The sequence below is a fragment of the Streptomyces sp. Rer75 genome, from assembly GCF_013414305.1.
Lineage (GTDB): Bacteria > Actinomycetota > Actinomycetes > Streptomycetales > Streptomycetaceae > Streptomyces > Streptomyces himastatinicus.
Genome location: NZ_CP058693.1, coordinates 10,183,184 through 10,207,250, shown reverse-complemented (window position 1 = coordinate 10,207,250; position 24,067 = coordinate 10,183,184). Strand labels below are relative to the sequence as shown.

Annotated in this window: 22 protein-coding genes; 2 read left to right on the top strand and 20 right to left on the bottom strand. The window is 73.5% G+C overall.

All coding sequences use genetic code 11. From position 1 onward, the window contains the following. Positions 1-3: 3 nt before the first annotated feature. The 19 genes from HYQ63_RS43110 to HYQ63_RS43020 are packed head-to-tail and all read right to left on the bottom strand — an operon-like array spanning position 4 to position 22,059. On the bottom strand, positions 4-1,872 hold the full coding sequence (locus HYQ63_RS43110) for a hypothetical protein (RefSeq protein ID WP_179939469.1): 1,869 nt from the start codon (positions 1,870-1,872) through the stop codon (positions 4-6). Continuing rightward, positions 1,869-2,426 (bottom strand): hypothetical protein, encoded by a 558-nt coding sequence (locus tag HYQ63_RS43105; protein ID WP_179939468.1) that lies wholly within the window; start codon positions 2,424-2,426, stop codon positions 1,869-1,871. The genes HYQ63_RS43110 and HYQ63_RS43105 overlap by 4 nt, the downstream gene beginning before the upstream one ends. A gap of 2 nt (positions 2,427-2,428) precedes the next feature. Further along, complete coding sequence (locus tag HYQ63_RS43100) at positions 2,429-3,565, bottom strand: hypothetical protein (RefSeq protein WP_179939467.1); 1,137 nt, start codon at positions 3,563-3,565, stop codon at positions 2,429-2,431. Next, on the bottom strand, positions 3,562-5,562 hold the full coding sequence (locus HYQ63_RS43095; RefSeq protein WP_179939466.1) for a hypothetical protein: 2,001 nt from the start codon (positions 5,560-5,562) through the stop codon (positions 3,562-3,564). Before HYQ63_RS43095 ends, HYQ63_RS43100 begins: the two co-directional genes overlap by 4 nt. Positions 5,563-5,564: 2 nt before the next feature. Further along, positions 5,565-6,842 carry a hypothetical protein gene (locus HYQ63_RS43090; RefSeq protein WP_179939465.1) on the bottom strand — a complete coding sequence of 426 codons (1,278 nt, stop codon included), beginning with the start codon at positions 6,840-6,842 and terminating at the stop codon, positions 5,565-5,567. Between the two features lie 12 nt (positions 6,843-6,854). Further along, positions 6,855-8,813, bottom strand: coding sequence for a phage tail protein I (locus tag HYQ63_RS43085; protein WP_179939464.1), 1,959 nt, complete (start codon positions 8,811-8,813; stop codon positions 6,855-6,857). Further along, a complete protein-coding gene (locus HYQ63_RS43080; RefSeq protein ID WP_179939463.1) occupies positions 8,810-10,867 on the bottom strand; it encodes a putative baseplate assembly protein in 2,058 nt (685 codons plus the stop codon). Before HYQ63_RS43080 ends, HYQ63_RS43085 begins: the two co-directional genes overlap by 4 nt. Then, entirely contained in the window at positions 10,864-12,810 is a 1,947-nt protein-coding gene (locus HYQ63_RS43075; RefSeq protein WP_179939462.1) for a putative baseplate assembly protein, read from the bottom strand. Before HYQ63_RS43075 ends, HYQ63_RS43080 begins: the two co-directional genes overlap by 4 nt. After that, positions 12,807-13,235 (bottom strand): GPW/gp25 family protein, encoded by a 429-nt coding sequence (locus tag HYQ63_RS43070; RefSeq protein WP_257232535.1) that lies wholly within the window; start codon positions 13,233-13,235, stop codon positions 12,807-12,809. The genes HYQ63_RS43075 and HYQ63_RS43070 overlap by 4 nt, the downstream gene beginning before the upstream one ends. Further along, on the bottom strand, positions 13,232-13,927 hold the full coding sequence (locus HYQ63_RS43065; RefSeq protein WP_257232534.1) for a phage baseplate assembly protein V: 696 nt from the start codon (positions 13,925-13,927) through the stop codon (positions 13,232-13,234). Before HYQ63_RS43065 ends, HYQ63_RS43070 begins: the two co-directional genes overlap by 4 nt. Before the next feature lie 2 nt (positions 13,928-13,929). Then, positions 13,930-15,111: a phage late control D family protein gene (locus HYQ63_RS43060; protein WP_179939460.1), complete on the bottom strand. Its 1,182-nt coding sequence runs from the start codon at positions 15,109-15,111 to the stop codon at positions 13,930-13,932. Between the two features lie 10 nt (positions 15,112-15,121). Next, a complete protein-coding gene (locus tag HYQ63_RS43055) occupies positions 15,122-15,793 on the bottom strand; it encodes a LysM peptidoglycan-binding domain-containing protein (RefSeq protein WP_009720922.1) in 672 nt (223 codons plus the stop codon). Next, entirely contained in the window at positions 15,790-15,975 is a 186-nt protein-coding gene (locus HYQ63_RS43050) for a putative phage tail protein (RefSeq protein ID WP_179939459.1), read from the bottom strand. The genes HYQ63_RS43055 and HYQ63_RS43050 overlap by 4 nt, the downstream gene beginning before the upstream one ends. Before the next feature lie 5 nt (positions 15,976-15,980). Then, complete coding sequence (locus HYQ63_RS43045) at positions 15,981-16,499, bottom strand: phage tail protein (RefSeq protein ID WP_179939458.1); 519 nt, start codon at positions 16,497-16,499, stop codon at positions 15,981-15,983. Further along, positions 16,496-17,989, bottom strand: a complete 1,494-nt coding sequence (locus HYQ63_RS43040; RefSeq protein WP_179939457.1) for a phage tail sheath subtilisin-like domain-containing protein — start codon at positions 17,987-17,989, stop codon at positions 16,496-16,498. Before HYQ63_RS43040 ends, HYQ63_RS43045 begins: the two co-directional genes overlap by 4 nt. 1 nt (position 17,990) lies before the next feature. Then, positions 17,991-18,446, bottom strand: a complete 456-nt coding sequence (locus HYQ63_RS43035; protein ID WP_009720918.1) for a phage tail protein — start codon at positions 18,444-18,446, stop codon at positions 17,991-17,993. Positions 18,447-18,477: 31 nt separating this feature from the next. Next, positions 18,478-20,748: a phage tail sheath C-terminal domain-containing protein gene (locus HYQ63_RS43030; RefSeq protein ID WP_179939456.1), complete on the bottom strand. Its 2,271-nt coding sequence runs from the start codon at positions 20,746-20,748 to the stop codon at positions 18,478-18,480. Between the two features lie 10 nt (positions 20,749-20,758). Continuing rightward, positions 20,759-21,484, bottom strand: coding sequence for a carboxypeptidase-like regulatory domain-containing protein (locus HYQ63_RS43025; protein WP_179939455.1), 726 nt, complete (start codon positions 21,482-21,484; stop codon positions 20,759-20,761). Further along, entirely contained in the window at positions 21,481-22,059 is a 579-nt protein-coding gene (locus HYQ63_RS43020; RefSeq protein WP_179939454.1) for a DUF4255 domain-containing protein, read from the bottom strand. Before HYQ63_RS43020 ends, HYQ63_RS43025 begins: the two co-directional genes overlap by 4 nt. Positions 22,060-22,243: 184 nt before the next feature. Between HYQ63_RS43020 and HYQ63_RS43015 the strand changes: the two genes are divergently transcribed. Next, positions 22,244-22,447: a hypothetical protein gene (locus HYQ63_RS43015; protein ID WP_179939453.1), complete on the top strand. Its 204-nt coding sequence runs from the start codon at positions 22,244-22,246 to the stop codon at positions 22,445-22,447. Between the two features lie 279 nt (positions 22,448-22,726). Then, positions 22,727-23,428, top strand: coding sequence for a bacterial transcriptional activator domain-containing protein (locus HYQ63_RS43010; RefSeq protein WP_257232533.1), 702 nt, complete (start codon positions 22,727-22,729; stop codon positions 23,426-23,428). 19 nt (positions 23,429-23,447) lie between these two features. Here the strand turns inward: HYQ63_RS43010 and HYQ63_RS43005 are convergent, their stop codons facing one another. Continuing rightward, a complete protein-coding gene (locus HYQ63_RS43005) occupies positions 23,448-23,966 on the bottom strand; it encodes a hypothetical protein (protein WP_179939451.1) in 519 nt (172 codons plus the stop codon). Positions 23,967-24,067: the final 101 nt, after the last annotated feature.

Below are 24,067 nucleotides of genomic sequence, written 5' to 3'. Positions count from 1 at the left end.
GTGTCACCCGGCCGAGAAGGTCAGGGTCCGGCCGCCCAGCCAGACCACGTCGGGCACGTCGGCGAGCAGGCCGCCGCGCAGGAGGTCCGCGTGGCGCCGTCCCATCGGTACGCGCACCCGGACGGCCGCGGGCTCGAACCGCACCGTGGCCTCCAGGTCGGCGAAGCGGCGCAGGGCCAGGAGCGGATCCGGTGTCTCGCGGTCGCGCCACAGCGTCCAGGCGATCGTGGACAGGCCGAGCGCCGCGGCCAGGGTGACGGTGCGTTCCAGGCCGCCGTCCGGCGCGAGCGGTACCGCCCGGCGCTCGGTGACCAGGGCGGTGAGCAGGTCCGCGAACCGCTCGGCGTGGGCGGGCAGTTCGGCGGCGCGCCGCAGGTCCGGTGCGGTACCCGCGGCGGCCCACAGCGGGGTGCGCCAGGGCAGCCGGGTCACCGGATCGCCGCGCAGCGGCCGTACGCCGGTGAGGAACGGCACGCCGCCCGAGGCCAGTTCGCGCAGGGTGCCGGGCGGCAGGGGTCCGTCGCAGAGCAGTACGGTCGGCCGCCCGCACGCCTGCCAGTGCGGCAACAGCCCGGCGGCGTCCGCGGCCCAGGCGATGGGGAACATGCCCTGGGCGTCGACGAGGAGCAGTGCGCCGTCGGAGCCGCCGATCAGGAGCGGGTCGGCGGGGTCGTGGCCGCGGCACACCGAGAGCGCGAGGACGCCGTCGAGGACCGGGAGCGCGGGGCCCATCCGGCGGGCGAAGGCGGTCAGGTGCTCCTCGGCGACGGGTGGGTGAAGGCCCGCGAAGGCGGCCGCGGCCTCGGTGTCCCGTTCACTGCGGCGCCAGCCCCGTGCGGTCGCGCCCAGCACCTTGTACGCCAGGGCCGCCGCGAACAGCGGTGCGTCCTCGGCGAGTTCGAGCCCGGCCAGGGCGGGTCCGATCGCGTCGAGGTAGCCGATGCGTGCCAGGGGCCCGGCAAGAAGGAAGGGCAGCGCGGACCACACCCGTACCTCGTCGGTGGTGCGCGGCGCCCTCGCGGTGCCGCCCGCCGCCGCGGGCTCCGCCGCGATGGTGGCGCCCGGTGGCGGCTCGTCGGAGCGGCCCGCGGTGGCGGGCGACTCCTGAGCGGACCGGCCGGAACGGTCGGGCGGGCCGGTCAGGGTGCGGGCCGCCCGTATCGCCTCCTCGGGGTCCACGGACGCCACAAAGGCGGCGAGTGCCCGGGGCAGGTCGGTGGTGTCGGCTTCCGCGAGGACGGTACGCAGCGGCTCGGGCAGCGCCTCGGCGGGCGCGGCGGCGAGCGCCCGCCCGACGAGTTCGGCGAGCAGCCGCGCGGCCGTGGTGGCGTCGGCTTCGAGGAGGGCGGGCAGATACGCCCGTACGGACTCCTCGGGCAGCAGGGCGAGCAGCGCGTCGAGTTCGCCGCGCTCGGCGAGTTCGGCGAAGAGCGCCGAGGCACTCGGGGCGGTCCACGGGTCGGGCTCTGCCGCGAAGGACTCCTCGATGGACAGGGCGCCGGTGTCGGTGTCGGGCGCGTGGGGCGCGTCCATGGGCATCTCCACCACCGGCACGGGCGCGAAGTGGACCTCGACGGGCGGCCCGCCGCCGGTTGCCCGGCCGGGGCTTCCCGCCCGGCCCGGCCGGACGGTGACGGTCAGCGGTTCGGTGATCTCCACGTCCGGTCCGTCCGTCCCCAGCCGCTCGGCGAAGTGGTCCGCCAGCAGCTCCGGGAGGGAGTCCACCACCTGATTGACCAGGGCCCGTGGATCGGGGCCCCAGCTCCACCCACCGCGCCGGACCACCGTCACGGTGCACCGGTGCACCGTGATGTCGGCCGGCTCGCCGGTCTCACCGGTTCCGCCGGGGGCCGGCGCGGTGGGAGCGCTCACGTCACCTTCTCCGTCCTCAGCTGGCCCGCCCAGCCCGCCGCGAGCACCAGCACGCCGTGCACACTGCCCGCGACCAGGGTGACCGGCAGTTTCACCTGGGTCTGCTGGGCGGGGATCTCCCCGGCGAGCACATGCGTGTTCTGCTCGTCGGACACCAGGGCGACCACGGGCGTCGGGCGCGCCACGGCGACCTGCACGGTGAGGGTGAGCCCGTCCGCGGCCAGCGCGATGTTGTCGGGGTTGTCGGGCCACGACGCGAGGCGCACCAGCGCCGGTTTGGGTTTGCCGTCGGTCGTCACCTCGACCCCGAAGGACAACGGATCGGCGAGGGCGCCCGGTTCGTCGTCCACCGACGCCACGGCCAGTTCCCTGGCGCTCAGCGGAAGGGTCGCGATGCGGCCGTCGTCCAGGGAGACGCGCAGCGGCAGCGCGGACCCGACGAGGTCGGCCACCTCGGGCGGGGCGCCGGTGCCGACGCCGGTGCGGGCGCCGGTCAGGGCCAGCGCGCCCACGACGTGGCCGGTGTCGGCCGCGTACACCACGGTGAGAGCCATCGTCAGCCACCGCCGTTCGTTGGTGCGACCGTCGCCACGACGAGGAAGTCGACCGCCCCGGGCTGGTCGACGACCGTGGCCGGGGTGGCCAGGGGGTTGTAGAGGCGCACCCGGCACCGGACCCGCCGGTCGGCGTCCACCGTGGCCTCCACCGGGCTGTACAGCGTCGCGTCCGGCAGGGGCGGGGTGCGCGGGATCAGCTGGACGTGGATCACGACCCGGCCGTCCGCGACCTGTTCCGGGGTGATGCCGGACGGCAGTGGCAGCAGCATCCCGTCGGTGGCGGTCCCGGACGCCACCAGTGTGCTCCCGGCGGGCATCCGGCCGCTGAAGCTGCCCTCGATGGTCAGGTTGCCGTTGGCGGCCACGGTCATCAGCGGTGCGACCGTGCCACTGCCCTGGTAGAGGCCGAAGACCAGGTTCGGGGTATCGCCGCCGGACAGGACGAGCGCGGGTTTGCCTTCCTCGGCCTCCGTGCCCGTCCGCAGGGTCAGCGCGCCCGACCGGGCCGATACGGTGTCCGCGCGCACGCCCGCGTAGCGCACCGCGACACCGCGCGCCGTGGTCTCGGCGCCGCTGAAGTGGCCGTCCGTCCAGCGGACGTAGCCGAGCAGGACGAGCCAGCGGGCGGGCGGGTCGGCCGGTGGGTCGCCGATCGCGGGCGGCTGCTGCTCCGCGACCAGCCGCTCGTCGCCGAGCCGGCCGAAGAGGATCTGGTACGACTCCTCCACGCGGGTCTTGGCGGCGCTGCCGGAGCAGGAGACCGGCCCGGGCGGCTGGGCCGGTTCCCGGTCGGCTGAGGTGAGGAAGACCGGGTAGGGCTCGTCCGTCGGCTGGTCCGCGCCGTTGACCTCTTCGAAGTCGCTCTCGCGCAGCACGACCGGCTCGGTGACGACCATCTCGCGGCCGGTGCCGTCGACGGCCATGCCCACCGCGATGCTCACCTCGGTGTAGCGGGCGTTGGTCAGCGGGTCGGTGCGGGGCTCGGTGGCGAGGGCGAGCCCTTCGACGACGCCCCACTCGTGCAGATGGCGCGCGTGCCGGGCGGCGCTTCCGCGTGCGTACTCCACCGTGGCCGACAGGTCGGTGGCGGCCAGTACCTGACCCTCGTGGAAGGCGGGGCGCAGGGGGCCCGTCATGGCGTCTCACCGGGCTTCTGGTTACGGGTGCGGGGCGACCGGGTGCGTTTGGCCGGGGGTTTGGGCGGCTCGTCCGGTCGGTCCGGTGCCTGGTCGGGCGCCTGGTCCGCTCCCCCGCCCGGCGCCGGGTCCGGTGTGTCTTCCCTATCCCCGAGCCGTTCCTTCAGCTGGGTCATCTGCGTCTGTGCGCTGCCCATGTGGGAGCGCAGGCCCTCCACGGCGGCGGTGAGATCGGCGACCTGTGTCCTGAGCCGGGCGAGTTCCTGCATGCTGTCGGTGACTTCGCTGGGCGTCGTGTAGACCTGCTCGTGCAGGGCCTTGGGCGGTGTCTCGCCGGGCGCCGGGGTCAGCAGCAGGGACAGCATCTCCTCCAGGTCCCCGCTGCGCGGCCAGTCGCCGAGCAGTCCGTCGGCGTACGGGCCCGCCACCGGGCCCTCCGTCGGGAGCGGCAGCGTCCGGTGCACGGGCAGGGGCTCGCAGCACACGCGCTCGGCGAGTTCGCGCAGCCGGTAGAGCTTGGGCAGCCATTCGCCGTAGGCCGAGCCGCCCGGCAGCACCTGTTCCCGGGTGGCGGAGCAGACCCGTACGACGTCGCAGCAGTCGAGTTCCACGTGCGCGAGCAGGACGTCGGTGTCGGTGCAGTCGCCGCACGGCGGGTTCAGCGTGGCGCACGCCGCGTCGGTCAGGAACCGGCGCACCGCGGTGGCCAGCGCCGTGGCCGCTTCGGCGATCTGCTGCACCTCGGCGATGGTGGCCTTCTCGGTGCTGTCCGGCGGCGGGGCGGGCAGCGGCGGCGGTACGTCGGCGGCGGCGACGTCCTGGCGCAGCGCGCAGTCGGCGAGGTCGGCGGCCTGGTCCAGGCGGCACAGCAGCCACTCGCGGATCAGGGCGAGGTCCGCGCGGAACTCCACCCGCAGCGCGTGGCCGAGCGGGGTGCCCTGGGCGAGCATGCGCACTTCCAGCGGCGCGTCCGGGTCGCCCCGCTCCGGTACGACGCGGGCCGCGGTCTCGGTGACGACGGCGTGGGCGAGCGTACGGCGCAGCGGGTCGGGCCATGCCGCTTCCATGTCGGCGTCGCGGAGCCGCTGGCATGCCGTGCCCAGCGCGCCGCGGGCCTCGCGCACGGTGGCGAGGTCCGGGTAGTCCTGCCTGAGCTGGCCCTGCCCGGCCGCGTCGTAGGTGTCGAACCGGGCGACGGCGGCGGCCAGTCCGCGCACGTGCTCGGTCATCTCGCGGGCCGTCGGCGGGGGCGGCGGGCCCTCGCCGCCCGCGTTGTCGCGCAGCCACGCGAAGGCGGTGGCGTACCGCTGGGCGTCGGCGGCGTCGAAGCGGAACGTGCGGCCGGTGCCGGTCGACGCGAGGGTCAGGGCGTCGGCGTAGTGGCCGAGCCGCCGGTCGCGGGTGCGGGCCCGGTCCGCCCGCGGGAGGTCGCCGATGCTGGCGAGAAGCCGGGTGCCGGGGTTGTGGCGGTGGTCCTCGGAGTCGTCGCACTTGACGACGAAGCGGTACCCCTCCTGGATCCTGGAGGGCACGCATCCGGGTGAGGGGCAGGGTTCCTCCGTGGCGTACGGGGCCACGGGCTCGACGGGAAGCTCCTGGTAGCTCACGTAGAGCCCGTAGCGGCGGCCGCCCTCGTCGTCGCAGGACTCCCCGCAGTCCACGCCGAGGGCGCTGATGCGCCGCTCCTGCACCAGGGCGGTGACGTCGACGCGTTCGGTGCAGGACACGACGATGTCGTTTCCGGCGCAGTCGAGGGCGTGGCCGGGGTGGACGGCCACGGTTCCGCCGCCGCACGGGTCGCAGGTGACGCCGAGGCCGCAGATGACGCCCGGCCCGTACAGGGACCGGTTGTGAAGTCTGCGCTTCGCCGTCGTGTATTCCACCAGCAGGCTGAGGTCGTCCTCGGTCAGCAGTTGCCCTGCGAAGAAGCGAGGACGTACGAAGGCGGAGGTCCGGGTGGCGTCGCCACCGCAGCCGCATCCGCAGTCTGTTCGCATGATCAGCGCTCCTTCACAAAGAACCAGCTCTCGAAGACATCCCCGCCCGCACCGGTGCCGGACGTCCAGGGGCCGATACCCGAGGGCGGGAGGTCGCAGCCGCCGTGCGCGGCCGACCGGGTGTCGTGTTCGTCGATGGTCGGTACGCGTCCGCCGACGTGGGTGCCGTCGACCGGGCGGCAGCAGCGGTCGAGGATGAACGCGGCGCGGACGGTGATGAGTACGCGGTCGCCGTCCTGAAGCGTCTCGCGGGTGGTCTGGCGGTAGCGGAACTCGTGGGTGAACTCGCCGCACCCGCCGTGCGCTTCGGGTTCGGAGTCCGTTTCGGAGTCCGCTTCGAGGTCCGGTTCGGCGAACCTGCCGCCCATGTACCAGGTGGAGGCGTTGCGCCCGCTGCCGCCCTCGATGACCTGGAGCTCCACCACGCCGGGCCGCAGGGTGTCGGTCCGTACGCCGGAGGAGAACCGCACCACGAGGCCGCCGTCCTCGTCCTGGGTGCCGAGCAGGGCCTTGGCCTCGTCGATGGTGTAGGTGTGTCCGTGGATCCAGTTGATTCCGGTGATCACGGTGGGCACGTGGCGGCCGAACGGGCGGCGTACGTTCATGTGGATCTGGTGGCGGCGCACCGGCTCGTACCAGTCCACGCAGTCGATCCTGGCCAGCCACAGCACCGTGTGCTCGCAGGACGAGCAGCAGGTGTCGCAACGCTCGTCCGCCGGTGGTTCGCACCCGGTGACCCGTACCGTGTAGCACTCCTCCGTCCAGCCGAACTCGCAGTCGGAGGTGTCCGCGCAGGCGTCGTTGTAGACGGCGCGGGTGGGCTCGACGGGCCGCTCGGCGTACTCGATGCCGACCCAGACGGTGTCGGTGTCCCGTTCGTGCGGGGGCAGCGCCTTCCACAGGTCGATCGCGCAGCCGCCGCGCACCACGACCTCGTTGCCGTCGCAGTCCACGCCGAGGCCGGGGCTGATCGTCACCTTGGCCCGGCGCCGGGTGTGCCGCGGTGTTCCGGCGCCGCTCTGCTCGGCGGATGGCGTTTCCTCTCCGGTGTCCGGCGGACAGTCGTCCTCGTCCCGCGGCGCCGGTTCCACGAACAGGCCGCACACCACGCCGTAGCCGAGCAGGGCGCGCATGCGCAGCTTCAGCTTCTCGCGGTGGTAGTCCTGCTCACGCTGGAAGTCCCGCGCGCCCAGCATCTGGCCGTGGAAGTACCGCAGCCTGCGCAGCGGTGGCGCGTCGAACTCCTCCGCGCCCGGCCTCGTTGTCTCTGTCTCCGTCATCGCCCCGTCCTCTCACGACACCTGTGTATGCACACCGACGGCGGAGACGACCCCCACGCCCACCCCTCGGCGCACCCCTCTCGGTCCCGGTCTCAGCACCCCGTCGCGGCCCAGCCGCACGGGGTGCGCGCCGCCCAGCACGGGTGCGGGCAGCGGTACGAACGCGGTGTCCACGCCGACCGTGGACCGCGACCCGACCACGAAGCCCGCGCCACCGGTCCGTACGGACCCCACCGTGTGCGCGGGCGCCTGCCGCTCCACCAGCCGCGCGAGCGCCGTCCCGTCCGCCGACCCGGCGGGCAGGGCCAGCCGGAACCGGTGGGCGTGCGCGGTGAACGGGTCGCTGTCGGGCGTGCCGAACGCGCGCAGCGGCGCCGCGCCCAGCGCCGAGCCGCCGACCCGGAACCGGCTCGCTGACCGGCCGAACAGCCGTATGGCGCCGAGCCCTTGGCCCTGTCCGGGCCCCGCGCCCGAGCCGCCGACGGTGTCGCGCAGGTGGGCCCAGCGGCGGTCCGTGGCCAGCTCGTCGACGACCGGGGTCACCCCGAACACGATGGACACCGCCTTCCGCAGCGCCCACGGTGTGCCGCGGCGCCGGTACAGCTCCGGAGCGGCGGCCAGCAGCTCGCGCCGGGTACGGGCGTCCCAGCCCGCCTCGAACGACAGGCCCAGCAGCCCGGCCAGCCACGGCAGCACCCGGTCGGGGACCCCGGCCGGGTCGAGGAGCGCCGGATACCGCTCGATGACCCGGTCGAGCTGGGCGAGCGTGGCGTCGAACAGCGACAGGAAGCGCTCGGTGAAGTCGTCGGCCGCGGGGTCCTCGCGGAAGGCGGGCGGCAGCAGGTCGGCGCTGGTGACCCGGGGGAAGTCCAGCCGGATCCGGCGTACGACCGGAGTCGCGGCGCCGTCGCCGGAGAGCCCCAGCCGCAGCCGCAGGAAGCGGCCGGGCGGCTGGTCCACGAGGAAGTCGGTGGCTCCCGGGGCCGACGCCTGCCAGTCGCTGTCGTCGTACAGGCCGTCCTCGCTCACCACGATCCGGACGGCGACGGCCGTTCCGTCGGGCACGTCGGCGTCCACGCGGACGCGGTGCCAGCGGCACCGCGAGATGCCGCTGTCGATCAGGGTGGTCACGTACGACCCGCTGGTCGCGTACGCGTCGGTGGCGGGCGGCGCGGGGTCCCGGGGCAGGCCCTGCCAGGTGTGGCAGGTGGTGGCGGGGCCGTCCGGGCCCCGCTCGCTCAGGCAGAACCCGTTCTCGTCGGCCGAGGTGAGTGCGGACGGCGGGAGGGCGGCGGCCAGTTCGTCCACGGTGACGGTGCGGAAGGGGCGGCGGTGGCCGCCCCGGTGGATCGTGAGCCGTCCGCCGTCGTCGGTGAGCAGCCACACGGTCCGCTCCGGTCCGGTGCGCAGGCCGACGGCCTCGCCGCGTGCGCCGGTGCGGAGCACGCCGCGGAAGCGGCCCGCCTGGTCGTACCGCCGCAGGTCCGTGCTGCCCTGACAGACCACCAGGACCTCGTCGCCGGGGGCCGGGGCGGCCCAGCGGGCCCGCTCGGCCCGGATCACCCCGGCGAGCTGTGCGCCCTCGCGGTGCCACACCAGGACGCGGCCGGAGTCCACCACGGTCAGCCGGTGTCCGCGCGCGGCGACCGAGACCGGCTCGCGCAGCAGGCCGGGGTCGCAGCCGGGCGGCCAGACGGGGGTGAAGGCGCCGCAGCCGTCGCGGTGCAGCAGCCGCCGTTCGCCGGGGATCAGCAGGTACCAGGCGCACGGCCCGCACCCCGGTGCGAGGCGGGGGTCGGGGAACCAGGGCAGCAGCTGTGCCCTGGTGGGGCCTTCCGGCGCGGTGCCGCCGTAGGCGAGGCGGAGGCCGGACGGGTCGTCGAAGCCGACGATGTCCTGTGTCTCCTGCTGGTCCCAGCCGACGTAGGTGTCGAGCAGGCGGAAGGTCGCGGGGTGGGGTGTGCACGTCATGGCTGGTCTCCTACCGGGATCAGCAGCGGGCGCTCCGGCCAGACGAGGGTGTGGGGCGGGAGGGCGTGGTCGGTGCAGGGCGGCAGGCGCATGCCGTCGACGGTGAGCGAGAGCCGGGTGACGGCCAGCACCCCGTCGACCGCCAGGAGCGCCCGGACCAGCGCCGTGTGCCGCAGCGCGCCGCCGAACGGCCAGCCCGCGCCGCCCTCCCCGCCGCGCAGCGGGTCCAGGTAGGTGCGCACCGCGTCGCCCGCCCGGGCGAGGACCGCGGCCCGGTCGAGGTCCGGGTCGAGGGTGACCCAGGACTCCACGCCGACGCGGGCGTACGGGGCGGGGGCGGCGACCACGGTGACCCCGGCGGGGGCGGCTTCGCGCGACAGGTAGTCGGCGACGGCGCGCAGGGTGGCGGCGGTGGGCACGGGCGGTTCGCCGGTGTCGTCGCCGGGCGGTACGGGTGGTACGACGAGGACGCCGACGACGCCGGGGATCGGCGCCCCGGCGTAGTCGGGGTGCAGACCGGGCACGCCCCGGGCGCGGGCCACGGAGGCGCCGGGCGCGCGGAGGGCGAGCTGCCCGTAGTCGGCCGGGGCCACGGCCCGGCCGCGGGCCCGCAGTTCGCCGACGCCGCGGCGCATGGCGTCGGCGTCGGGTTCGGCGTCCGTGCCTCCGGAGGCCGGGAAGGGGTTGGCGACGCCGGTGACGAAGGGCAGCGCGGTCACCACTCCGCTCACGGCTCCGGCCCGTACGGCACCGGCGCTGCCGCCGCCCACGCGGTAGCGCACGGCGCGGACGTTGCGGAAGCCGGGCGGGACGGCCGCGCCGTTGACGCCGTCCCCGAAGGTCACTTCGCCGGTGTCGTGATCCACGGTGAACACTCGGTCGTCGGCGCCGTATCCGGCCAGGCTCTCCACCTCGCGCCAGCGGGACGCGGTACCGGAGGTGGTGCCGAACACGTCGCCGCCCGCGTCGTCGTCGACCTCGATGACCACCGATCCGGCAAGGATGGGCACCTGGCTGAGCTTCATGCGCCGCCGCCCGGTCGCCGTACCGTCCTGGACGGGCTGGAGAGGCTCGTCGCGGATGGTGCGGGCGGCGGTGGCGGTGACCACGTTCAGCCGCAGCCCGGACAGGACCGGCGCCGGGCCGGGGAAGGCGCCGTGCGCGATCCGCAGGCGCAGCCAGCGCAGCAGGGGCCGCGGGCGGGTGCCGGGCGGGCTGCCCGGCTGCCATGAGCGCGGCACCCGCAGTTCGACGGTGCCGCCCGCGCTGAGCCCGGCGGTGGAGTCCCGCATCACCTCGGCGGGGACGAGCCGGGTGCCGTCCAGCACGTCCCAGCGCAGCAGCGGCGCGGGCGGCAGCGGCAGGGGCGCCATGCCGCCGGAGTCCGCGGGCGCGGGCGGCGCGGCGACGACCACGAAGCCCAGCGACAGCCGCGGGTAGGGGCCGGCCGGTCCGGCGAGCCCGATCCACAGCCCGTTGCCGGGTTCCGGGTCGCGGCCGAAGGGCGCGAAGGGGCGGCTGGGTCCGGACGGCCCGAGCGGCAGGGTCTCCAGCCGTCCGGCCTCCTGAACGGCGAGGGCGCCGAGGGTGGCCGGTGTGGCGTACAGGTCCTGGTCCGTCTCGTAGACGACCTGCCCGGCCGGGGTGGAGGCCGCGCTCTGGAACCCTGCGGGGACGAGCACGGAGGAGCCGTCGGGCGGGTTGACGGTGAATTCGAGGAGCGCGGCCGCCGCTCCGGCCGGGCGGCGCCGTACGCCCGCCGTCGTCAGGTGCTCGGCGAGCACCTTCTCCGGGAGCCGGTTGACCCGGCCGAGTACGGGTTCGGCGAGGGTGCCGAAGAGGCGGACGAGGGCGACTCCGGCGTCCTGGCGGTCGGGGTCGGTCCAGTCCGGGGTGTAGCCCGCGATGCGGCCGCGTACGGCGGTGCGGACCGCCTCGCGGGTGGCGTCGACGAGTTCGGGCGATACGCCGCTGGGGCCGGGTCCCGGCACGGTCCGCCCGTCCGCCCGCTCCTGCTCCCGGGCGTCCCGCTCCCACCACACGTCGTCGGTCATGCCAGCCCCTCCCCCGGTTCGACGGCGGGCACGATCCGGGTGCGGACCGTGCGCAGGACGGGAAGCTCCCCGGCGGCGAGCGGCACCTCGTCGCACGCCTCGTCGGCGTCGGTCCCGTCGAGGCCGATCGCGACAGCGGCGATGTCCGCGAGGTCCCCCAGCGCCCGCTGCGCGGCGCGCAGCAGGGCCGAGGGCCGCAGCGGCTGTCCGAAGGGCCAGCCGTCCTGGTCGTCGCCGCCCACCAGCGGGTCGAGGAAGCGGCGCAGCGCCGCGGTGACGGCGGTGGCCACGCGGGTGCGGTCGGCGGGGTCGCCGGACAGGTCGACGCGCAGGGCGACGTCGCGGTAGCGGGGCCCGCGGACGAAGACCTCGGAGGTGAGCAGCCGCGCTTGTTCCAGGCGGGCGGCGACCGCGCGCAGCATGCCCGGGTCGGGGAGCGGCGCGGCGACGAAGTCCTCGCGGCCGAGGTCGTCCCGGGGTGCGGCCGGGACGATGTGGACGGTCACCGCGCCGGGCACGGTGGCGCACGGGAAGCCGGGGTGCTCGCCGAGGGCCGGGTAGGCGCGGGCGACGGCGACGCCCGGGGTGGTGCGGGCCAGGGTGACGAAGTCGTCGGCGGTGACCGCGCGGGTCACCTCGCCCAGGGACGCGGCCGCGCGGCGGCGCGCCTCGGTGACCGTCTCCGGGTCGGTGCCGCCCTCGGCCCGTACGAGGTTGGCGGCGGAGACCGCTTCCGACGCCGGGATGTCGGCGGCCGGGAGCCAGTTGCCGGTCATGCCGCCGTTGCCGTCCCTGCCGCCGCCGGTGACGTAGGCGACCTGTACGTCCGGGTCGGGGCGGGGAACGCGCCCGGTGAGTCCGTCGCCGAACACCAGCGCGCCCTCGGCCCGGTCGAGCACGAAGATGCGGTCGGCCGGTGCGCCGAAGGTGAAGTCCGGCACCGGCTGCCACTCATGGCCCGCCAGGCGCAGGGTGGCCTCCAGGAGGCGGTCGGCGGCGCCCGGCAGGACGAGATGCTGTCCGGGCAGCCTGAGCCAGGCGCCGATCTGCTCCTGGAGGTCGGTGCCGTCCGCGGTGCGGTGGGTGCGGTGGTGTGCGGCGGACACGTTGACGGCAAGCTGGAGGAGGCGGGGCGGGGCCGCGTAGGTGGCGGCCGGGGTCGACACGAGGAGTCCGGTGTCCTGTGTGGTCCAGTCGGCCGGGGGGTGCAGTCTGACGACGCCGGAGCGCCGGAGCCCGGCCGTGCCGTCCTCGACCTTCTGATACGTGCCGGAGATGTCCGTGCCCGGCCGGAACCAGGACCAGGTCAGCTCGGCGGGCGGCGGTACGTCGGCCACGGCCCCGGGCAGCCACGACGGTACGCACGCGGCGGGCGCGTCCAGCTCGATCAGCAGGCTGATCGGGCCGGGCGCGGGGTGCGCTCCGGTGAGCGGGAGGGTGAACCGGGCCGCGGCCGGGGCGCCGTCGCTCGCGAGCAGGGCGATGCCGCGGCGGGCCCGCAGGTCGGCCGTGCGGTCGCGGTCGGTCCACACGGTGATCTCGCCGCCCTCGGCGAGCGGGAAGGCGGCCACGTCGTGGTCGAGGGTGAACACGATGCGGCCCGTGGGGTCCCGGGTCAGCGCCGTCCCGGCGGGGACGACGGGTACGGCGGTGTCCTCCTGCCGGGCGGCGAGGTGCAGCACGGTGGCGGCGGGGCGGGCGGGGCGCGGCGGTTCGAGGTCGAGGAGGCGCAGTATGGCGACCACGAGCGCGTCCGGCACCTGGTCGAGCCAGTACAGCCGCTGTTCGAGGAGGTAGGCGAAGAGTTCGAGGAGGGTGACGCCGGGGTCGACGGGCGCGTGCAGCGTCCAGGTGCCGTCGGACTCGGCGGGGATGCGGCGGCGGATGGCCGCCATCATGTCGGCCCAGGTGAGGTCGTCCAGCTTCGGCGCGGGCAGCGTCATGGCGTCCCCCCGGTGAGACCCGTGAGTCCGGTGTAGAACGGGAACACCAGGTTGGCCTTGGTGTTGCTGCGCCGGATGCGGTAGACGACCGAGACGGTGATCCGCGACTCGTCGGCCGGATCGGCCTCCGCGCGGACCTCTTCCAGTTCCACCCGCGGCTCGTGGTCGCGGACGGCGGCGGCGATCGACTGCTCCAGGTCGCGCAGGTTCTGCACACTGCCCGGCGCGAACAGCAACTCGTGGGCGCGGGTGCCCAGTTCGGGCCGCATGACGCGTTCGCCGGTGCCGGTGAGCAGCAGGGCCCGCAGGCAGTGCTCGATGCTCTCCTCGCCGGTGGCGTAGCCGAGCCGCCCGGACGCGTCGGGCAGGATCGGGAACCGCCAGCCGGTCCCGAGGAACGCCTCGCTCATTCCGTCCTCGCTCATGCCGTCCTCGCCTTCTTGGCCAGCACGGCGGGGGTGAGCGGCGGGGTCGGCGGGCCGGTCGGCCCGGCGGCGGAGGGGTGGGTGTGGGTGTTGAACGCCTGGAGCAGCGCGTTGCCGAGGACGAGGGGTTCGGTGGCGCCCCCGCCGAGGTCGATGGACGGGGAATCGACGGTCACCTTCGGCGCCTTGAGGGTGATGTCGCCCTGGGCGGTCACGGTGACGCTGCCGCCCTCGGCCGCGGTGATCTTGATCGCCTTGCCCTGGTCGTCCAGCTCCACCACGTGTCCGGCGGCGGAGGTGATCCGTACGGCGGCCTTGGACTCGGTGTCGTCGAGGAGCACTTCGTGGCCGTGCCGGGTGCGGATGATCTTCTGGTCGCGGCCGTCGGTGCGGGCGGTCGGCGGCTTGTCCTCGCCGTTGTAGAGGCCGCCCAGGACGATCGGGTAGCGCATGTCGCCGTGGACGAAGGCGACGAGCACCTCGTCGCCCTTCTCGGGCACGAACACCGAGCCGTAGCCGTTGCCCGCGTACAGCTGACTGACCCGGACCCAGTCGGTGACGGTGGTGTCGTCGAACCAGGGGAACTTCAGCTTGACCTGGCCTTCGTCGTCGCCCTCGTTCTCCACGACGAGCGCTTCGACGACGCCGTAGTAGCGCTTGTCGGTGGAGCGTGCGCGTGGCGTGCCCCTCATGGTCACTGATCCCCCTGATGGATCCGCCGTGCGGTGAACTGGGTGAAGAAACCGCTGGTGTTGAGGGTGTGCTCGACCCGTTTGACGAAGTACGTGCCGGAGAAGCGGCGGCCGAGGCCGTAGATCTCCAGGTTGTCGCCGGGCCGCAGCTCGGGCAGGCCCGCCACCTTGCCGGTGGCGGTGATGAACTCATACGCCCGCTCGCGCAGCAGGCTGATCGCCAGTTCGCGGGCCTCCTGGTCGCTGCCGACGGGCGCGTCGACCATGACCTCCTGGCGGCCCTGGAGGGTGGACTCGGCGACCTGCGGCCCGCTCTGCCCGTCGGCGGTGTTCTGCCCGGCGGGGAGGTTCTCGGCGGTCGCGGTGAACGCGATGGCCTGCTTGGTACGGGGGTCCCAGCCGCGCACGGTGACCTTGCTGACCTGCTGGGACACCGTCAGCGTCGGGGTGAACTCGATCAGGTTGGGGATCAGCCCGGCGGGCTGCCCGGTGGGGCCGGTGCTCAGCCCCGGTGCGTACGCCAGCCGGTACACCCGGATCGGGCGTCCGTCGCGGCCGTCGGTCGGCTTGATGAAGTACAGCGTGTCCTCGCCGGTCTTCGCGTCCGGCAGGATGTAGCAGTCGAAGTCCAGCCGCTTGGCCCGCTCCAGCAGGAACGTGGCGTCGTCCTGGTTCTTCTGCACCACCAGATCGTGGGTGGGCCCTTCCCTGGTGACCTCGATGCGCAGATGGTTGCGCTGGGCGATCTGCTCGGCGATGCGCCAGTCGGGCAGATTGCGGTAGATCTTGGTCTCGTTCTCGGTGGGCTTGCGGTCCTTGAGCCGCAGCAGCCCGTCCACGCCGCTGACCTGGACGGTGGGCGAGGCGCCGTCGGTGAACTTCGGGCTGAGCGTGGAGATGGTCCCGGTGGCGACGGTGAGCAGCTTGTCGGCGTAGCCGAGCCGGACCGAGACCCGGCCGCCGAGCCGGAAGCTCGCCGAATCGCTGTGCTTGAACCGCAGGTTCGCGTCGTCCCAGTTGTTCAGGGTGAGATCGAAGCCGGACATCTCGTCGATGTCCCGGTTCACCTTGATGTCGATGATGTCGTTCTTGGTGGACGGGTCCATCTCCAGGCCCTCGATGCGCACGTCGAACTCGGGCGCGTACCGGTCGGGCGGGGCCACCTCGGGTGCCGGGGTGCTCATCGCGCCCTCCTCACGGCAGCCGGGGCACGGTCAGCACCCGGCCCGGCCGCAGGTCGCGCGGGTCGCTGATGCCGTTGGCGCGCGCCAGCTCCCGCCAGGCGTCGGGCCGCCGGTACAGCGCGGCGGAGATGGAGCTGAGCGTGTCGCCGCGGCGCACCACATAGCTCTTCTCCACGGTGGGCGAGGAGCGCGGTGTCTCGGCGACCTGTACGGCGGCCGTACGGAACTCCTTGAGCGAGAGGTCCAGCATGGCGCGCAGGGGCACCCCGTCGGGGCGGAACATCTGGTAGTTGACGTCGAGCTTCTCCACGACCCCGGTGAAGACCTCCTCGTCCCAGACGAAGCGGACGACCGGTGGCGCGTGTTCGCGGCTGTCGGGCCGCAGCAGGTTGCGCAGCGCGTTGACGTAGGCGGTCCGTACGTTCTCCAGGGTGTCGGAGGTGTCCACCAGCGCCTGGACGGTGAGGGTTTCGGTGCCGCCGCGGACGTACTGGAGGGGCGGGGTCTCCAGGCCGGGGATGGTGATCTCGGCGAACGTGTTGCTCTTGCTCAGCTTGTAGTCGGTGGGGTTGAACCGCAGCGGGATCCGCCGCTGCCGCTCGTCGGCGATCACCGGGCGGACGATCTCCAGACGGGCCCGGGCGGCGCCCTGGCGGGCGAAGGACACGGGAGTGACACTCATTGCCGGTCCTCCCCGTCGCCGAAGCGGCGTTCGGCCTTGGTGTGCTCGGCGCGGGCGCACTGCTCCTCGTACAGCTTCGCCCAGGCCTGGATGTGCTTGTTGAACAGGCGGGTGAACACGGCACCGTCGTCGCCGTCCACCTGGAACCGGACCTCCAGCTGGTGAATGGTCACCTTCGGCATGCCGGTCACCTCCCCCGGCCCAGGCGCGACAGGGCGTTCGCCGCGGTGTCCTGAAGGACCTTCGTCAGCCCCTCGTGGGCGATCTCCAGCGACTCGACGGCGATCGCGTTCTGCTCCGCGTGCAGGTCCGGGCCGCTCCACTTGGCGGCGAGCCCGCCGTGGAAGGCCCAGGCCGCGCCGGGCGCTCCGTCCGGGCCGAGCACGATGACGGCACCGTCGCGGCGGGCGCCGAGGGAGTCGGCGAGCCCGGCCTGGTACCAGGACCACAGCCCCGGGTCGCGCACCACGCCGCGCTTGAGGGTGATGCGGTTCCAGGAGTGGCGCAGCGGCAGCTGGTGGACCGAGTCGTTGCGGCCGCCCTCGGGGTAGCTCGTCACCTCCAGCTGCGCGCCGAGCCCGGTGACCTCCTGGAACGCGCCGGACGCGGCCAGCGGCAGCAGCAGCGCCTGCGCGGGCGGCAGATAGGCGTCGCCGGGGTCGAGGGTGACCAGGAAGCGGTATTTGGGCAGGGGATCCAGGGTCATGCCTCGATTACCTCCAGGTCTCGGTCCTGGCCGAGTACGAGACGGAGCCGGATGAACTCCATGGGGACGGCCGGGGCGACCTCGATCTCGCAGACCAGCTGCCCCGGATCCTGCTCGGGCGGATTGTTGGTGTCGTCGCACACCACCCGGAACGCCTGCTCGGGCCGCGCCCCGGCGAGCGCCCCGGCGCGGTGGGCCGACAGGAGGACGGAGGTCAGCGCCCGCACCAGGGTCAGCCGCAGTTCGGGCGAGTTGACGTCGAACACCAGCGGTCCTGCCGCCCGCCGGATGGCCCGTACCAGCAGGTGCACCAGCCTGCGGTGGGCGATGTAGCGGGTGCTCGGATCGGCGGACAGGGTGCGCCCGCCCCACACCATCAGCCCCCGCCCGCGGGTGCACCGGATCAGGTCCAGCCCTGCGTCGAACAGCCGGAGCTGCTGCGGTTCTGGGTACTCGGCGGCGAGGTCGACCGCCTCCAGGATCACGGCGTTCGCGGGCGTGTGGTGTGCGCCGCGCTCGCCGTCGAGGCGGGCGATGACGCCCAGGACGTGCCCGGACGCCGGGACGGTCCGCAGGTCGTGCCCGTCGGGGACGCGCAGCGGCGGGTGGTAGACGGCGGCGCAGCCGAGCAGCCCGCTGTCTCCGGTGGCCGCCAGGGACTCCGCCCAGGCGGCCGCCTCGTCCACGGAGGACAGCCGGGGCGGTACGTCCAGGACGGCGAGCCGGTCGTGCAACGGCTCGATGCCACGCAGCAGTTCGAGCACCAGGTCGGTGTGGGTGGTGCCGGACAGGTCCGTGCCGAGGTCCGGCAGCGCCACCAGCGCCGGTTCCGGCAGTTCGGTCTGTACGGTCGCGGCATCCGCGTACGCGTCGCGGGTGGGCGCCGCGTCGGTGCCGCCCGCGAGGGTCAGGTCCCAGGACATCGTGATCGGGCCGGACTGTTCCGGCGGTGGCGGCGGCCCGTCCGGGAGCAGCCGGATGTAGCGGGACGCGGTCAGCCGGTCGGCCACGTCGGCGAGCGGCAGTCCGGGAAAGGTCTCGGGCGGCTCGTCGGGCGGCATGACCCGGACGCCCACGGTGGGCGGTCCGGCGACCGTGCTGGCCTGGTAGCGGACGGCGACGCGCACGCCGTTGGCCCAGGCGCCGGGGCTGGTGGCGACCACCTGGTAGCCGGTGGCGGCCAATCCGCCCAGGGGACCGGCCGTCCACCGGGTCCGGGCCGTGGTGGCCGGCCCGGACACGCGGAGCACCCAGGCGGTGCGGCCGCCGTTCTCGAAGAAGCCGCGCAGGGCGTACGGGGTGGCGAAAGCGCCGTCCGGCGGTCCGAAGGCGGCCACGACGTCGTTCCAGCTCTCCACGCGCACCGGAGTGCCGACCGGGCCCCGGCGGAGCCGGCCCAGGAAAGCCGCCACGTCCGTGCGCAGCGGCTCCGTGCCGGGGTCACGGGTCGCGGACGTCAGGGATACGCCGGGAAGCGCTTCGCCGGCCATGTCAGGCGTCGATCTCCAGCTTCTCGACCGCCAGGACGAGGGTCTCCATGGCGATCTCGTTCTTGGTGGCGCTGAGCGTCGGGCCGGTGTACTTGGTCGGCCAGCCGCGGTCGAAGTTCCAGCGCATGGCCTCCTGGCGGTTCTCGTCCAGCAGCACGATCGACCCGGAGGTGCGCCGCACCTTGCCGTTGAGCGCCTCGACCACCCAGTTCCAGAAGCCGACGTGGCCGGTGATGCCGCGCTTGAAGGTGAGGTTGGTGAACTTCTTCAGCCCGGGGATCTTGCGGACGGTGATGTCCTCGCTCCCGGTGCGGTACTCGATCGGCGGGACTTCCAGCTCCAGCCCGCTCACCTCGGTGAAGGACCCGCTCACCGCGACCCCGTCGTCGCTGACGTTGGTCACGATGATCTGGAAGTTATATGACGCGTAGGGATCGTCCCTGGTGACGGGCGGCATGATGGCCTCTCCTCGGTCCTCGGTCGGGCGCTCAGGCGAGCTGGTTCTCGCGGGTCTTCTGCTGGATCCGGAAGATCACGAACTCCGCCGGGAAGACCGGCGCGACGCCGATGACACAGATGAGCCTGCCGTTGGCGAGGTCGTCCTCGGTCATCGTGGTGCGGTCGCAGGCGACGAAGAACGCCTCGTCGGCGGTGGTTCCGGCGAGCGCGCCGCTGCGCCACACGGTGGTGAGGAAGTTGGTGACGGTCTGCCGGACCAGGGCCCACAGCGCCTCGTCGTTCGGCTCGAACACCACCCACTGGGTGCCCTCGTCGATGGACTCCTCCAGGTAGAGGAAGAGCCGCCGGACACTGACGTACTTCCACGAGCTGTCCGAGGAGAGCGTGCGCGCGCCCCACACCCGGTGGCCCATCCCGGGGAAGAACCGCAGCGCGTTGATGCCCTTGGGGTTGAGCAGGTCCTGATGGCGCTTGGTGACGTCCTGGGCGATGCCGTCGGTGAGCCGGATGCCCCGGATGACCGCGTTCGCCGGTGCCTTGTGCACCCCGCGCTCCACGTCCGTGCGCGCATAGATCCCGGCCATGTGGCCCGACGGCGGCACCTCGGTGTCGCGGCCCGTCGAGGGGTCGCGGGTGACCAGCCACGGGTGGTAGAGCGCCGCGTACTTGGTGTCGAACGGCTCGCGGAACGCCTGGATGCCCTCGGTGTCCAGGCCGTCCTGCGGATCGAGGATCGCGAACCGGTCCCGGAGCAGCTCGCAGTGGGTGACCAGGGCCGATTCGACCGTCCCCGACCACACCCCCGGCACCGCGCAGACGGCCACCTCGTCGATGTCCTCCAGCGCGGCGATCCCGGTGCGCTTGCCGCTGCCGCCGTCCTCGCCGACGAAGTCGGCCACGCTCAGGGTTCCGTAGGCGTCGTCGCCGTCCGCCAGGGTCAGCCAGGAGCCGACCGCGGGCACGGGGAACTTCGCCGGGTCGGTGGACAGGCCGGACAGCGCGGTCGCCCTCACCAGCTGCGAGCGGCCGGCCAGGGTGGTCGCCAGGTTCGACGGCGCGTCGCCGGTGAGCCTCAGATTGCGGTACGTCTCCGACACCACGGTCCCGGACGGGTCGGTGAACCGCGCGTCGACCCGCGCCTCGACCAGGTGCAGCCGGTCGGTTTCGAACAGCGTGCCGGGCACGTTTCCGTCGAGGGTGACGACGTCCGCGGCGACCGACTGGACGGTGCGGATGGTCAGGTTGGTGCCGTCGTCGAGCTGGACGACGGCGCCCTCGTACAGCCTGCTCGCTCCGCCGACCCGCAGCTTCGGTCCCTCCGAGGTGTTGCCCCGGCGCACGCGGCGCACCAGCAGCCCCTTGCGCCACGCCTCATGGGACGTGCCGGACGGCAGGGTCAGCGTCACCTTTCCGTCCGCGGGCTGACCGAGCTGGACCTTGTACCGGCCGGAGCCGATCTGCACCCAGATGTCGGTGTCGCTGGGCAGGTCGTCGGGGTCGAGTCCGGTCCTCGCCACCACCTCGACCGTCTCGCTGTCCGCGGCGGCGTCCGCGGCCAGCTGCGTGACGAACAGCGCGCCCTCCTGCGGATCCGGCAGCACCGGCAGCGCGGCCCCCGCCATGGGCTGGATCCGCACCTGGACGCCGCTGCCCCACGAGCCGGGGCTGACGGCGGTGAACTCCAGGGTCTCTTCCGCACTGCGCGTCCCGATCTGCACATAGTCGCCGCGGGCCGTCCTGACCTCCGCGGGCAGCTCGGCGTCGAGTTCGATCCGGCGGGCGGTGGCGTCGTAGGCGGCGACACCGGCGATGTGGATCGACTCCTGGTCGTCGCCGCGGAAGATCTCGATCTGCTGCCCGACGCCGGTGAACCCGATCAGGTGGCCGAGTTCCAGGCGGGTGGCACCCTTGGCGGCGTCCCCGGCGATCGGGCTCACCAGGCCGTGGCCCAGGACGCCCGCGGCCGGAGTCGCCTGCTTGCTGGCGACCCGCTTGATGTAGAGGCGCTGGCCGCCGTTGTCGAAGAACCCCTTGACCGCCAGCGGGAACAGCCACCATCGGCCGCCTTCGGCGGGATCGCCCGCCCAGGTGTCCCGGATCAGGGCGTCCGGCTCGGGGACGAACCCGCCGAACGTGTTCTGGAACTCCAGGAAGTTGGTGACCAGCTTGGGCTTGCCGGTGTACGGGCCGCGTACGGTGACCCCGGCCATTCCGGCCGTGCTGGTGCTCACCCCCGCGATCGGCCGTGGGCCCGCATCGACCTCCTCGATGTAGACCCCGGGGCTCAGATACTCCGCCATGGACGGCTCCTTAACTCTCGCGGATCTCTATGACGTGCCGGCGCTCGGTGTCCTGCGGCAGCCGCACGACCAGCGATCCGGTCCTGCCCGGCCGCTCGGTGGCCCGCAGGCGGAAGGTCTCCTCGACGGCGTGCTCACCGGCCTTCTCGCCCTCCCACCGCAGGGCCAGCCGGAAGGCGCCCGTGGCGTCGGACAGGGTGCGCTCGTGCCATGGCGTCAGGTCCCGGCTGGTCCGCCCCTGGGCCTCCACCAGGGCGCCCGCGATCGGCTCGGCGGTGACCGCGTCGACCACGGCGCCGTGCACCGTGCGCGCGCCCGGCGGATAGGGGAAGGAGACGGCGGGCAGCAGCCGCACCAGCCGCGGTTCGGCCGCCACCGCGGGCGGGTGTGCGTCGCCGTACGGGTGCACCAGGAACTCGACGCCCACCAGACCGGACGAGAACGGCTGGTCGTCGGCCGGGTACAGCGGCTGGTAGCCGGCGGCCGCGAAGCGGGCCCGGTGACGCCGCGGCGGGGCCGCCCACGGCTCCCCGCACCGGCCCAGCCCCGGGTAGGCGAAGGCGCCGCCGGGGGTGCGCACCGCCACGTCGTCCAGCGGCAGCCAGGCGCCGTCCTCGAACCGGTCCAGCTGGACCGTCACCCCGGCGGCGCGCACCCGCCGGGCGTAGTCGTCGAAGGGGATGAACCAGGCGGGGCTGTGGAGCGTCGAGCGCTCCAGCGGTCGGAAACGGCTCATGGCGTCGCCGCCCCGCTGATGACCCGGCTGTGCACGGGCCGGACCGCCGTGTCGACGGCGGAGTCCAGGTTGACGACGCGCACCTCGTAGTTCAGCGACAGCCGGTACGGCTTCTGGATCGCGTACCAGACCCAGGACTTCTGGTCCAGGGTGAGCGGGGTCAGGCTGAGGTGCAGCGAGTCGGTGCTCGCCGCCAGGCTGCCGGACAGCTGGGTGCCGTCCAGGATCGCGTCGTCGTAGAACGTCTGCATCGCCCGGCCGAGCATCCGGTGCTGGGTCTCCTGGTCGCCGCCCCAGGGGGTGACCAGGTAGCGCAGCAGCAGGGCCATCGGCGGCTTGCGGGTGAATGGCGGGTCGGGTGGCTGGGAGCGCACCGGTGGGCGGTTGCGCGAGGTCGGGTCCTCGGCGATCTCGTAAAGGAACACGGTGAGTTTCGGCGGTGGTGTCTGCACCGTCTCGGAGAGATCGTTGAGTTCCGCGATCGGCGGTTCCACCTGGCTGAGCCCGCGCAAGGACTGGGTCAAGGTCTCCACGATGACCGTCGAGACGTCGGCGATGACGCCGAAGTCACCCATGCGAATCCTCCCCGTGCTCCGCGCCCGAAAGCGTGCCTCGATGAGGATGCAGGGCCCGGCGTGGCGCAATCGCGATTCACCCATCACACGAGCGTCACCAGCCCGTTTCCGCCCCACGGCGATGACGTCGGCGGTCACGCGCCGACAACGCCGGGGTGACACGGATAAGGCATATTTTCCTTCCATGGAAATCCACTCAGAGCAGGCCGGCGTCCTGATCCTCCGAGTGTGGGTGGAAGAGGGAAGGCCCGACGGCTTCCGGGCGCGCATTGTGCTGACGGGCGGGCGGCACCAGGCACCTCCGACCGCGGTGAGCGCGGTCGACGACGTGCTCGCGGCCGTGCGTGCCTGGCTCGATCAGCTACTCGAACCGACGCCGGACAGGTGACGTTTCCGCGACGTCCCGGTGATGCCCGGCCGTTTAGCGTTCTGTAGCCGAAGGGCAGGGCGCACGATCATGAATTGCTCGTAACATGGCTGGGGAACATCCCGATTGCCGCTATGGGATCATTCGCTGAAGCCAATATCGCCCGGGGGGCCGATGAGCGCAGAAGGCCACGTCATTACGTTGAGGCTGCTCAAAAGCTTCGCGCTATCGGTCGATCATAAACGCGTTACTCTTTCTTCCAGCGCCCAGCGCCTCCTGGCGTTCCTCGCCCTCCAGGACATGCCACGAACGCGAACGTATGTGGCCGGAATGCTGTGGCCCGACGTCACGGCGTCCCGCGCCAACGCCAACCTCAGATCGTCTTTGTGGCGCGCGACCCGAACGGGACATCAGGTCATCGACGCGTCCACGCAGGAGCTGGCGATCGCCAAACACATCGCCGTGGACATCCACGCGGCGGCCACGCGGGCGCACCAGCTGCTGGACATGGCACACCCCTGCGACGACATCCTCACCGCCCAGACGCGGGCGGACCTCTCGTCCGATCTGTTACCCGAGTGGTCGGAGAACGAGTGGGTGCTGATCGAGCAGGAGCAATACCACGAACTCCGGCTGTACGCCCTGGAGGCGATGACCGAGCGGCTGACGGCGGCGGGCCGCCACGGTGAGGCCGTCGCCTCCGGGCTGGCCGCCGTCCGCGCGGAACCCCTGCGGGAGAGCGCTCATCGCGTACTGATCACGGCACATCTCGCCGCCGGCAACAGGGGCGCGGCCCTGCGGCAGTTCGAGCAGTGCCGCCGGGTGCTGCTCGACGAGCTGGGTCTCGAACCCTCCCAGGCGCTGCGGAGCCTGGTGCCGTCCCATCCCCCTCACCCGCCCGAGCCCGAGGGGGCGTCCCAAAAGGCGCCCCCGAAGTCCCGGCGCGTCATGGTCCGCCGCCCGGCGAGCGATGTGCTGGTCGAGGGCGCGGGCGGGCGGTGAACCCTGCCGCCTCCGCCGCTCAGCGGCCCAGCCCGTCCCTGTGGGACCAACGGGGCTCACCGGGGCTGTCGTACGGCTGCGGGGGCTCCCTCCTGGACTCCTCGTGGGCGGCGCCCCGCGCGGCCCGCATGTGGTCGCAGGCCCGGGAGTCGGGGCTGAAGTCGATGCCGGTGGCGGCCGCGAGCGCCGCGAAGAAGCTCTCGCCGAACTCCGACTGCTTGGTGGTCGTCCAGGTGTACGTCTCGCAGTCGCGTAAGGCCCGCATCATCATGCGGCTGCCGTAGCCCCGGCGCTGCCATCGTTCGGCGACCCGGATCTTCCGGACCAGGCCCCTCCGGCACACGCCGCACACCTGCCAGGTGAGCCGGGCGAAGTCCTCCCCGTCCGGCACCTGGCACACCCGCAGTTGCCGGTATCCGGCCGGGGCGCCGGGCGGGAAGTACGCCCAGACCTCCCCCTCCTCCGTGGGGCGTCCGGGCTCGCGCCCGGATAACGCCCCCAGCAGCCGGGCCCATAACCCGGACCGCTCGCCCGCCATCAACGGCCGTATCCGTCGGCGGTGCCGATTCTGTGCACGTCCTCGTCGGCCTGCCGTCTCACGTCCCACGCCCCTTCTTGCGTCCCCGGCCGGTCCCGGGA